General features: G+C 65.5%; 9 protein-coding genes and 1 tRNA gene. 5 read left to right on the top strand and 5 right to left on the bottom strand.

Translation table 11 applies throughout. The features are described 5' to 3' along the window. Positions 1-367: 367 nt before the first annotated feature. A complete protein-coding gene (locus ACFC1W_RS01250) occupies positions 368-772 on the bottom strand; it encodes a very short patch repair endonuclease (RefSeq protein WP_375987692.1) in 405 nt (134 codons plus the stop codon). Positions 773-885: 113 nt separating this feature from the next. On the opposite strand from ACFC1W_RS01250, the gene ACFC1W_RS01245 reads away from it, so the two are divergent. After that, positions 886-2,001 carry a DNA cytosine methyltransferase gene (locus ACFC1W_RS01245; protein ID WP_375987690.1) on the top strand — a complete coding sequence of 372 codons (1,116 nt, stop codon included), beginning with the start codon at positions 886-888 and terminating at the stop codon, positions 1,999-2,001. Between the two features lie 164 nt (positions 2,002-2,165). On the opposite strand, the gene ACFC1W_RS01240 is transcribed toward ACFC1W_RS01245, so the two are convergent. Next, entirely contained in the window at positions 2,166-3,917 is a 1,752-nt protein-coding gene (locus ACFC1W_RS01240) for a DNA/RNA helicase domain-containing protein (protein WP_375987688.1), read from the bottom strand. Continuing rightward, positions 3,904-4,224, bottom strand: coding sequence for a nucleotide pyrophosphohydrolase (locus ACFC1W_RS01235; protein ID WP_375987686.1), 321 nt, complete (start codon positions 4,222-4,224; stop codon positions 3,904-3,906). Before ACFC1W_RS01235 ends, ACFC1W_RS01240 begins: the two co-directional genes overlap by 14 nt. Before the next feature lie 128 nt (positions 4,225-4,352). Between ACFC1W_RS01235 and ACFC1W_RS01230 the strand changes: the two genes are divergently transcribed. Then, positions 4,353-5,675 carry a tyrosine-type recombinase/integrase gene (locus tag ACFC1W_RS01230; RefSeq protein WP_375987684.1) on the top strand — a complete coding sequence of 441 codons (1,323 nt, stop codon included), beginning with the start codon at positions 4,353-4,355 and terminating at the stop codon, positions 5,673-5,675. Positions 5,676-5,894: 219 nt separating this feature from the next. On the opposite strand, the gene ACFC1W_RS01225 is transcribed toward ACFC1W_RS01230, so the two are convergent. Beyond that, positions 5,895-5,966, bottom strand: a tRNA-Arg gene (locus ACFC1W_RS01225). Between the two features lie 59 nt (positions 5,967-6,025). On the opposite strand from ACFC1W_RS01225, the gene ACFC1W_RS01220 reads away from it, so the two are divergent. Then, entirely contained in the window at positions 6,026-6,835 is an 810-nt protein-coding gene (locus ACFC1W_RS01220; RefSeq protein WP_375987682.1) for an endo alpha-1,4 polygalactosaminidase, read from the top strand. 66 nt (positions 6,836-6,901) lie between these two features. Here the strand turns inward: ACFC1W_RS01220 and ACFC1W_RS01215 are convergent, their stop codons facing one another. Then, positions 6,902-7,183, bottom strand: a complete 282-nt coding sequence (locus ACFC1W_RS01215) for a Fe-S cluster assembly protein HesB (RefSeq protein ID WP_191767194.1) — start codon at positions 7,181-7,183, stop codon at positions 6,902-6,904. 341 nt (positions 7,184-7,524) lie between these two features. Here ACFC1W_RS01215 and ACFC1W_RS01210 point away from each other — a divergent pair, with 341 nt between their 5' ends. Together ACFC1W_RS01210 and pntB are read left to right on the top strand one after the other, a co-directional pair. Beyond that, the gene (locus ACFC1W_RS01210) at positions 7,525-9,072 is read left to right on the top strand and encodes a Re/Si-specific NAD(P)(+) transhydrogenase subunit alpha (RefSeq protein ID WP_375987680.1); all 1,548 of its coding nucleotides are present in this window, start codon (positions 7,525-7,527) and stop codon (positions 9,070-9,072) included. Next, entirely contained in the window at positions 9,069-10,484 is a 1,416-nt protein-coding gene (gene pntB / locus ACFC1W_RS01205) for a Re/Si-specific NAD(P)(+) transhydrogenase subunit beta (RefSeq protein WP_375987678.1), read from the top strand. Before ACFC1W_RS01210 ends, pntB begins: the two co-directional genes overlap by 4 nt. Positions 10,485-10,489: the final 5 nt, after the last annotated feature.

Raw genomic sequence — 10,489 nt, 5'->3', positions numbered from 1 at the left:
AGAGAATCATGAGGGAAACTTGATCACGCGCAGCGGTGGTGTCTGTCTGACTAGACGAGGGCGGGTGCGGGCGCCTGCGGACACCATGATGAAGACTACTTAGTTCAATGGGCTTCGTCCTGCAATGCCGTGTTACGCGGCACCGCTCGTGGGGGTCGTCGCCGCGTCGACGTATAGCGACACAACCGACCTTCAAGCGGGCGGTCTACACCGATTGCCGTTCATGCATACCGGTTCGCGGGATCACGCTCCGAAAGGGATACGCCCGTCGGCATCGGTCCGGCACCGACACGGGTGCCGCGGGCGCATCTGATGAAGATGCTGGTGTGCTTCATCCGTCTGGGGGTCTCGTTCGTGCGGCGTGTGTTCAAGGTCGCGTATCAAGCGTTCCCCGCGCGGCGGTCACGGTATCGACGATCGACGTGACAACGTCGTCAGGAGCACTGTTCACTTGGTGTTCCCAGAACCGCAACACGGTCCACCCGGACTCGAGGAGCTTGGCGTCGGTCTCCGCATCCCGTGCACGGTTGCGAACTCGCTTTTCAAGCCAGAACCCGCCGTTTCGGACGGGGGCCTGGTAGTGCTCCGGACATCCGTGCCAGAAACACCCGTCGATGAATACAGCAACGCGTGCGCGGAAGAACACGATGTCCGCGGTTCGTCGTAGGTTCGGAACCGGACGAGCCGACACACGATAGCGGAGGCCTAGCGCATGCAGACGACGTCGAATCGCAAACTCGGGGGTGGTATCTCGACCGCGGTTCGACTGCATGGACGCACGCGTGCCCGGTGTGCTAGCCCAAGATTCGTCTCGGCGAGGCGCGGTATTCGACTCGCTGTCCGGCGTCCGCTGAACCTCCACCCCTTCACACTAGATTTGTCACGATGACTTTGCAGGCGCCGGGGCACGTCGAGACCGCGACGACGGGCTCGAGCGCGACCCGTACCATCTCTGTACTCGACCTATTCGCTGGCGCTGGCGGCCTCACCGCCGGGTTCCATTCCGCGTCGAACCGCTATCGGGTAAAGCGTGCGGTCGAGCTCGACACCGCGGCCGCCGCGACTTTCGCCGCCACGTTCGGACCCGATCTCGTCTACCGCGGCGGCATCGAGGTGTGGCTGAAGGAGGAGGCCGTCCCTCAGGTCGACGTCATCATTGGGGGTCCGCCCTGTCAGGGCTTCTCGACGCTCGGCAAGCGTGACGCCGGCGACCAGCGTAACTACCTGTGGCAGGAGTACGCGGCGACCATCTTGCGTGCGCAGCCCAAATACTTCGTCGTGGAGAACGTCGCGGCATTCGCGAAGTCCCAGCAGTTCCGCGACTTCAGCGAGTCGACACAGCCAGACGGACTCTTGAGCGACTACACCTTCGAGTGGGACATCCTCAACGCGGCAGACTACGGCGCCTTTCAGGCGCGCAAGCGCGCGATCCTGATAGGCCGCCACCGCGATCTGCCAGCAATTGGGATGCCCCAGCCGACGCACTCAGGCAGGCACCGCACCGTGGCTGAGGCATTCAAGAACATTCCTCGCAAGGTCACCGAGACCCGTCTCGCCCGGCGAACGAAGTCATTCTTCGGATCGGAGTTGCCCGGCGTTTACCGACCATTCGAGCTCCACGTAGGACGCGACTACTCAGACCTTTCGATGGAGCGGTTCGCCGAGATTCCCGCTGGCGGGAATCGGTTCAATCTGCCCGACCGCCTCCTCGCGCCATGCTGGCGAGGTCACACGAGCGGATCCGGTGACGTGATGGGGCGGCTCCACTGGAACAAGCCGTCGGTAACGATCCGGACCGAGTTCTTCAAGCCCGAGAAGGGCCGCTACTTGCATCCCATCGAGGATCGAGCGATCACGCACTACGAGGCAGCTGTGCTGCAAGGGTTTCCCGACACGCACAGGTTCGTGGGCTCCAAGACGGCGATCGCGCGGCAGATCGGGAACGCCGTCCCCATTCCCCTTGGTAGCGCCATCGGCGGACTATTGCTGCAGGCACTATGAGATTTGTCAGTGAGCGGGCAACACCACTGTTCGACCCGACTTCACTCAACTCGGACACCTGACCCTCACCAGTCCACATCGGTCTCGCCGTTATCGACATCGCGCGGCGTCATGAAGTGTGCGATGTGGGGAACATCCGTATCCGGATCTGAACCGGACGAGTGCTAATCATCGTTTCCTCGGCGCAGCACCGTGGAGAAGTACTCGCGTAGACCCGGATCACAGACGTAGACGTACGTGCCCAGGATTCCTCGCGTGAGTAGGACTCCGTAGATGTTCTGGACAAGGGCGAGGAGATCGTCGTCCGTTGTTGGCCGTCTAAGCTGCGCGAGGTTCTCCTTGCCCTTCTTGTCGCGATATGCGGCGCGGTCGACGAGCACCTCTCGCGTGAGCTCGTCGTAACGGAGGTCCGGGCCGATGATCACGCCGGCGTAGTTGAGGTCGTAGCCCTGCACGGTGTGAATCGAGCCGACCTCATCGATCGAGCCCTTCGAGTTGATCCAGTCCTTGTCGGTGCGGTTCCAGACGAACCCAGTTCCCTCGAGTTCAAAGTCGAAGCCGGGTCTGTTGCCGCGGGTCTTCCAGTCCCAGGCGTAGCCAGCCACAAGCCGGGCCAACCCCACCTCGCGGTCGCGTTCGCGGATGGCCCGCTGCATTTCTCCGACACTCTCGAAGAACCGCAGGTCGTACTCACCGAAGTTCGGGCGGCCCCCTGCGCGAAGTTCACCTCGAAGCAGCTGGCGGACGAATCCCACGTAGTCTGCGTCCGCGCGCACACGCATCTGCCTTGCCAACGGAAACCACCGATGCACTCGCTTTGCTTCGGCGATCTCAGCGGCGAGAGTCTCACCTGGGAGGTCCGCTGGCCGTACGCCTTGCTGCTCGTCGATGAGCAGGATCTGATGCGTGCTCTGGGCGCGGATCCAGTCAAGCTGCGTCCTGCTGAGGTCATCTGATCCGAAGAGTCGTTCGTTGATGCCCGCGAAGTCGCGGTTCCGCATACCCGAGGATTGGTTAGCGCGGCGATTGAGTCGGTGCGTCTCGTCGACGATGAGCAGGTCGAACGGCACAGACGACTTGCCGACGTCGAACGGGTTCAAGACGAGGTTCTCACTGACCTTCGGCGTCTTCTTGAACACCTTCTTGATCGAGTCGCGAAGCGACTGCTGAGGTACGACCAGTCCGACGCGAGCGTTTTCCAGCAGCTCGCGGTTCTCTGGGACGAAGAACTCAGAGAAGAGTGAGTCCTGCTCGATCTCATCCGTGTCTTCGTAGTCGCGGATGTCTGCCAGCAGCTTCATGAGGAAGATCGCCACGATGGTCTTGCCCGTACCGGGATTGCCCTGGATGACGCTGGTCGATCGCGTGCCTGTCCTGAGGTCCAAGAGGAGCGCCTCGACGATCTGCTCGACGGCAATGGCCTGTTCCCGTGTGAGGACCTTGAAGGGTGAGAGCTTGAACAGGTCGCTGTTCTCGATCTCAGGGATGGTGCGCTGAAAGATCCCTTCCGAGCGCAGCTGCTCGAAAATGTCACGGAAGCTCTCGCGGTACTGGTCGCGCTCGTAGTACCGCGCATCGATGATGCCCTCGTTCCCGTTGAGCACCGTGAAGTGCCCGTCGCCAGCGAGCCAGCGGATGAGGTGCGACTCGAGGTCGAGACACGCCGACTTGTTGAACGTCTCGTCGATGACGACACGGACGCGGCGGAAGCCTGCCTTCGATGGATTCTGGAGGTGCTGACGGATTCGTGACACAGCGCTGACCGTCTCGCCGACGTAGACGGATGGCGCATCCGGGGACCCGGCGCTGTCGAGAACGTAGACGACGGGCCAGTTCGTCCGCCGTTCATCGCCGGACGCCCAAGTGGAGATCGCAGGCGTGGTGAAGTCGAGCCGTTCGATCTCAAAGGGCGTCATACTTCGTGCTCCGCCCTCTTGATCGATCGGCGGGGTACTTCGAGCCTGTTACCGCGAGCTTCTCGAGAACGATCTCGTCCAGGTCGACTCCCAGTTGATCGGCGAGCAGTGTGCAGTATGTGACGACGTCGGCGAGTTCATCGCGCACGCGAACCTCGTCTGCATCGTCGCTCCACTGGAAGCACTCGAGCAGTTCGCCAGCCTCGATCGAGATGCTCTTCGCGAGGTTTGCCGGCGTATGGAACTGAGCCCAGTCGCGCTCGCGCACGAACTCCGACAAGGCTTCACGAACTCGCTCACTCGTCACGGTGTGACGGTATCGCACAGCGGCCTCCCCTCCGACAATCAGCCGTCCCAGCGCTCGGGCGCGGCGCAGTGCTCGTCATCGAACGGCTGCTAAGGGACGCGTGCCAGCGCGGAGTCTGCAAGGAGTGAGTGGCGAGAACGGAGCCGCGACAGATCGCTAGACTCTCGGCGTCGGAGGAAGGCGCCGCTTCAACCCAACGCCAGTTGACGACGTCTTCCGCCATCTATCCACATCTGTCATCGACCGCGTTGACGGCATCCGTTCGGTGTCCGACACTGGCCCGATACCGGCCATCGACCCGGCGAAGATCGGAGGTCGAGATGGGCACCATCGCCCCGTACGAAACAGCGAAGGGCCGCCGCTACCGCGTGCGCTACCGCAAGCCTGATGGCACCGAAACGCAGAAGCGCGGCTTCACGACGATACGCGAGGCGAAGCTCTACCTGTCCATGGTCACCGTGTCCAAGTCGAAGGGCGAGTACATCGATCCCGTGGCATCGCGGGTGCCGGTCCGGATGTTCGCGGACAGCTGGCTCCGGTCGAAGCAGCCGCCGATGTCGAAGCCTTCGTACTACATGACGCTCGAGCGGGCGTGGAAGAACCATGTCGCTCCAGTCTGGGCAGACAGGGAGATCTGGTCGATCCGGCGGTCTGAAGTTCAGGACTGGGTGTCAGAGCTCGCGACGCAGAAGTCGCGCACGGTCGTTCTTCGCGCGCTGGGAGTCCTCGCAGGCATCCTCGATGTCGCCATCGATGATCGTCGCCTTGCGAACAACCCGGCGCGACACATCCGCAATCTCCCTCGGAGCGGACCGAGCAAGCGCCGCGTCTATCTCTCGCACGACCAGGTGGCGACGCTGGCGGCATGCTCCGCGCATCCGACAATGGTCCTGACCTTGGCGTACACCGGCCTGCGCTGGGGTGAGGCGACGGGGCTGCGCGTGCGGAGTGTGAATCGACTGCGTCGACGCTTCGTGATCGAAGAGAACGCGGTGATGATCGCGTACGAGATCCACGTCGGCACGCCAAAGACGCACGAGAAGCGGTCGGTGCCTTACCCCGCGCGGCTTGCTCCGATGATTGAACAGGCTTGCGCCGGCAAGGGCCCGGAAGGACTGCTCTTCGGCGACGGCGTCAACCACATGCGCAACTCAGGCGCACAGGGATGGTTCGCGAACGCGGTCCGCCGCGCGCAGGCCGTGGACCCATCGATCCCGAGGGTGACCCCTCACGACCTCCGCCACACCGCCGCGTCACTCGCGATCAGCTCTGGTGCGAACGTGAAGGCCGTGCAGCGGATGCTCGGCCACGCGTCGGCGGCCATGACGCTCGACACCTACGCCGACCTCTTCGACGACGATCTGGATGCCGTCGCATCGCGCCTCAACGACGCGATGCCGCTCGTGGCGCTGCCGTCAGGTCCGCAAACCCGCTACGCCCGACCGACGTAACGCCGGAGAGCAGACTGCTCAACTTTTCTACGAGGCTCAGGACGCCCGGAATGCTCGATTTCGTCGTTCTGAGGCGTCGCACGACGCTCCGTGAAGGGCGTCGAAGCCGCCTTGGTTTCGGCTCATAGCTTTCTCAAATGCGGCCAAAAAACGGCCAAAAAGACATTCTGAGTGGTCTGACCACAAAAGAAATACCTGGTCAGAGGCAAAAAGAGACTGTGCCCCTGGAGGGACTCGAACCCCCAACCGTTTCCTTAGGACGGAACTGCTCTTCCATTGAGCTACAGAGGCTGGCCACGAAAGTCTACCCTCGACGCCGACTCCGCCCAGGAAGCGGTAGCGTCGCAGCGATGAGAGCACCCAGCCGCGTGGCATCCGCTCTCTGCGTTGTCATCGCGACCACAGTGCTCGCCGGCTGCACGACGAATCCGCCGACCGAGATCGCCCTTCCGCCGGCCGGTGCAGCGCCCGACTACCAGCTCGGCGGCGCCTACCCGCCGCCGGCCGACGTCGAGATCGTCGTGCGTGACCGCGCCGAGCCTCCCGCCGACGACGTGTACTCGATCTGCTACATCAACGCGTTCCAGACCCAGCCGGCCGAGCTCGCCGACTGGCCCGACGAGCTGCTCCTGAAAGACGACAAGGGCAACACCGTGTTCGATCCGGCGTGGCCCGACGAAGCGCTGCTGGACGCGGCATCCGATCACAACCGCGACGCGATCGCCGAGGTCGTGCGGCCGTGGATCGAGGGATGCGCGGCCGCGGGCTACGACGCGGTCGAGTTCGACAACCTCGACACCTACGCCCGCAGCGATGGCGCGCTCACGTTCGACGACAACCTCGCGCTCGCCGAACAGCTCGTCGCGATCGCGCACGACGCGGGACTCGCGGCCGGCCAGAAGAACGCCGCCGAAGACGCAGCTGCACTGCGCAACGGCGCAGGCTTCGACTTCGCGATCGCCGAGGAATGCGCCGCCTTCGACGAGTGCGACGCCTACACCGACGTCTATGGCGACCTCGTGGTCGCCGTCGAGTACTCCGAGGCGGGAGAGTTCCGCGCGGCGTGTGAAGACGAGCGGATGCCGCCCTCCGCCGTGCTGCGCGACCACGAACTCGTAGCGCCTGGGGAGATGGGCTACGTGTTCGAACTCTGCCGCTGACAGCGCCCGGAAACGGCAGCGGCCCCGACGCCGAAGCGCCAGGGCCGCCGAAAAGCCGAGAGGAACTCAGTCCTGGAGGCCGAGCGCGAAGCGCACCGAGCCGTCCTCTGACAGTTCCGCATCGAGCACGCGGTCGTCGAGCGCCGTTGCGGCGGTCTCGTCGAGGAACACTCGCGCGCCGTCTGTGACGACCACCGTGTCGAGCGGCTGCGGGTCGCCCGCGACGCTCAGCTCGAACCCGGTGTCATTGCCTGCGTCGCGGATGCGCACGCCTCCGTCTTCGACCTGCGGAACCCGCGCGACGATCTGCTTGACGGCCTCAGCGGCGGTCTGGGTCATCGTGAGCATGATGTTCTTCCTTCCGTAGCGGACTGCGGACCGGCCACGATTCCGAGAATCGGCGCGAGGGGCAAGGTGAGAGCGGCATTTGGAGGGGAATGCCAGGTTCAGGATGCTGCGCGGGCGGGGCTTCTCGGGAGTTCGAGGGGTTTCGATACGGCGCTTCGCGCCTACTCAACCGGCGGGGGATGGCGGGAGGTCGGGGAGCGGGAGTTGAGACGGGCGGGGCGCGGGTTTCGCGATCTGCAAAGATCGGGGATTCTTGCCGCGGCGCGGGGTGTAATGCGAGGCTGATCGTCCCTGGCCTCTGCCAGGGTGGACGCGAACCAGCACCTGATCCAGAGGAACGCATGACCCGCATCGGCATCGTCGCCGAGGCCCCCGGTGAGAACCGGGTGGCTGCGACTCCCACCACCGTCCCCAAACTCATCGCACTCGGCTACGACGTCGTCGTCGAATCCGGCGCGGGCGCAGCCTCCTCGTTCCCCGACGCGGCCTACCAAGAGGCCGGGGCATCCGTCGTCGACAGCGCCGAAGCCTGGGCGAGCCCGATCATCCTCAAGGTCAACGCGCCGACGCCGGCCGAGATCGACCGCCTCGCCGACGGAGCGACCATCGTCGCAACCCTCAGCCCGGCGCTGCGCCCCGACCTCGTCGAGGCGCTGGCCACGCGCAACATCACGGCGATCGCGCTCGACGCCGTGCCGCGCATCTCGCGCGCGCAGTCGATGGATGTCCTCAGCTCGATGGCCAACATCTCCGGCTACCGCGCGGTCGTCGAGGCGGCGCACGAGTTCGGGCGCTTCTTCACCGGCCAGGTGACGGCGGCCGGAAAGGTGCCGCCGGCGAAGGTGCTCGTCGCGGGCGCCGGCGTCGCCGGTCTCGCCGCGATCGGCGCGGCGTCGAGCCTCGGCGCGATCGTGCGCGCGACCGACCCGCGGCCGGAGGTCGCCGACCAGGTCGCGTCGATCGGCGGCGAGTACCTCGAGGTCGTCGTGCCCGACGAGCAGAAGGAGGTCTCGTCCGACGGCTACGCCAAGGCGACCAGCGACGCTTACAACCGTCGCGCCGCCGAGATGTACTCCGAGCAGGCCGCCGACGTCGACATCATCATCACCACGGCGCTCATCCCGGGCCGCGCGGCGCCGCGCCTCATCACGGCCGCCGACGTCGCGAGGATGCGTCCGGGCAGCGTCATCGTCGACATGGCGGCCGGCCAGGGCGGCAACGTCGAGGGCTCGGTCGCGGGGGAGCGAGTCGTGACCGACAACGGCGTGATCATCCTCGGCTACACCGACCTTCCGGGGCGCCTGCCGCAGCAGGCATCCCAACTCTTCGCCACCAACCTGGTGAACCTGCTCAAGCTGCTCACCCCCGGCAAGGACGGCGAGCTCACCCTCGACTTCGACGACGTCGTGCAGCGCACGGTCACGGTCGTGCAGGACGGCACAGTCACCTGGCCGCCGCCGCCCGTGCAGGTCTCGGCCACTCCCGCGAAGGCAGCAGCCACACCCGCCGCCGAAGTCGCACCGAAGAAGACCATGTCGCGCGGCGCGAAGACCGGCCTCGTCGTCGCGGGCATCGCGGCGCTCTTCGCGATCTGCGCGTTCGCGCCACCACCCTTGCCACAGCACTTCCTCGTGCTGACGCTCGCCGTCGTGGTCGGCTTCTACGTCATCGGCCACGTCGCCCACGCGCTGCACACGCCCCTCATGAGCGTGACGAACGCCATCTCGGGCATCATCGTCGTCGGCGCCATGGTGCAGATCACCTTGCCCGACCTGACGGTGCAGATCCTGGCCGCGGTCGCCGTGCTGCTGGCATCCATCAACATCTTCGGCGGCTTCGCCGTCACGCGGCGCATGCTCGCGATGTTCCAGAAGGGTGAGACCCGATGATCGCCGTCGCGGGCCAGGTGGCCGGAGCGGCCTACATCGTCGCCGCACTCCTCTTCATCCTGAGCCTCGCCGGACTCAGCAAGCACGAGACCAGCCGCCGCGGCGTCACCTACGGCATCGTCGGCATGACGATCGCGCTGCTCGCGACGGTGTGGCTGGTCGCCGCCGACGCGTGGGCCGACCCGGCGGCGACCCTCGGACTCGTGCTGCTGGTCGCGGCTGTTCTGATCGGCGGTGCGATCGGTCTGTGGCGCGCACGCATCGTCGAGATGACCGGGATGCCGGAGCTCATCGCGCTGCTCCACTCCTTCGTCGGTCTCGCCGCGGTGCTCGTCGGCTGGAACGGCGCGCTGTACGACACCGGCCTCGAAGGCGCGCTCGCCGACATCCACCACGCCGAAGTCTTCATCGGCGTGTTCATCGGCGGCGTGACCTTCACCGGGTCGATCGTCGCGTTCCTCAAGCTGTCGGCGCGCATCTCGTCGAAGCCGCTCATGCTGCCGGGGAAGAACGCGCTCAACCTCGGCGCCCTTGCCCTCTTCCTCGTGCTGACGGTCTGGTACGTGATCACGCCCGAACTGTGGCTGCTCGTCGCCGTGACCGCACTCGCCCTGGCCCTCGGCTGGCACCTGGTCGCCTCGATCGGCGGCGGCGACATGCCCGTCGTCGTCTCGATGCTCAACAGCTACTCGGGCTGGGCGGCCGCCGCGGCGGGCTTCCTGCTCAACAACGACCTGCTCATCGTGACCGGCGCGCTCGTCGGCTCGTCGGGTGCGTACCTGAGCTACATCATGTGCAAAGCGATGAACCGCTCGTTCCTGTCGGTCATCGCCGGCGGCTTCGGCATCGAGGCGCCCAGCGGGCCCGAGGCGGAGTACGGCGATCACCGCGAGATCGACGCCGAGAGCGCGGCCGACATGCTGACCAGCGCATCGTCGGTCGTCATCACCCCCGGCTACGGCATGGCGGTCGCACAGGCGCAGCACGGGGTCGCCGATCTCGTGCAGCGATTGCGCGACCGGGGGATCGACGTGCGGTTCGGCATCCACCCCGTCGCCGGCCGTCTGCCGGGGCACATGAACGTGCTGCTGGCCGAGGCGAAGGTGCCCTACGACATCGTGCTCGAGATGGATGAGATCAACGACGACCTCTCGCGCACCGACGTCGTGCTCGTCATCGGCGCGAACGACACCGTCAACCCCGCCGCGGCCGAAGACCCGGGCAGCCCGATCGCCGGCATGCCGGTGCTGCGCGTGTGGGAGGCGTCGAACGTGATCGTGTTCAAGCGCTCGATGGCGTCGGGATACGCGGGCGTGCAGAACCCGCTGTTCTACCGCGAGAACGCGCAGATGCTGTTCGGCGACGCGAAAGACAAGGTCGACGAGATCCTCGCGCAGCTTTCACGCGTATGACGTCC

This window comes from Microbacterium sp. NPDC056003 (genome assembly GCF_042274785.1).
Taxonomy (GTDB): Bacteria; Actinomycetota; Actinomycetes; order Actinomycetales; family Microbacteriaceae; genus Microbacterium.
The sequence above is the reverse complement of the archived record's forward strand: the minus strand, read 5'-3'. Positions and strand labels throughout refer to the sequence as shown.

Coding starts and splice junctions, on each gene's coding strand:
- ACFC1W_RS01250 (WP_375987692.1), bottom strand. CDS start 772: ATGCAGTCGAACCGCGGTCGAGATACCACCCCCGAGTTTGCGATTCGA.
- ACFC1W_RS01245 (WP_375987690.1), top strand. CDS start 886: ATGACTTTGCAGGCGCCGGGGCACGTCGAGACCGCGACGACGGGCTCG.
- ACFC1W_RS01240 (WP_375987688.1), bottom strand. CDS start 3,917: ATGACGCCCTTTGAGATCGAACGGCTCGACTTCACCACGCCTGCGATC.
- ACFC1W_RS01220 (WP_375987682.1), top strand. CDS start 6,026: ATGAGAGCACCCAGCCGCGTGGCATCCGCTCTCTGCGTTGTCATCGCG.
- ACFC1W_RS01215 (WP_191767194.1), bottom strand. CDS start 7,183: ATGCTCACGATGACCCAGACCGCCGCTGAGGCCGTCAAGCAGATCGTC.
- ACFC1W_RS01210 (WP_375987680.1), top strand. CDS start 7,525: ATGACCCGCATCGGCATCGTCGCCGAGGCCCCCGGTGAGAACCGGGTG.
- pntB (WP_375987678.1), top strand. CDS start 9,069: ATGATCGCCGTCGCGGGCCAGGTGGCCGGAGCGGCCTACATCGTCGCC.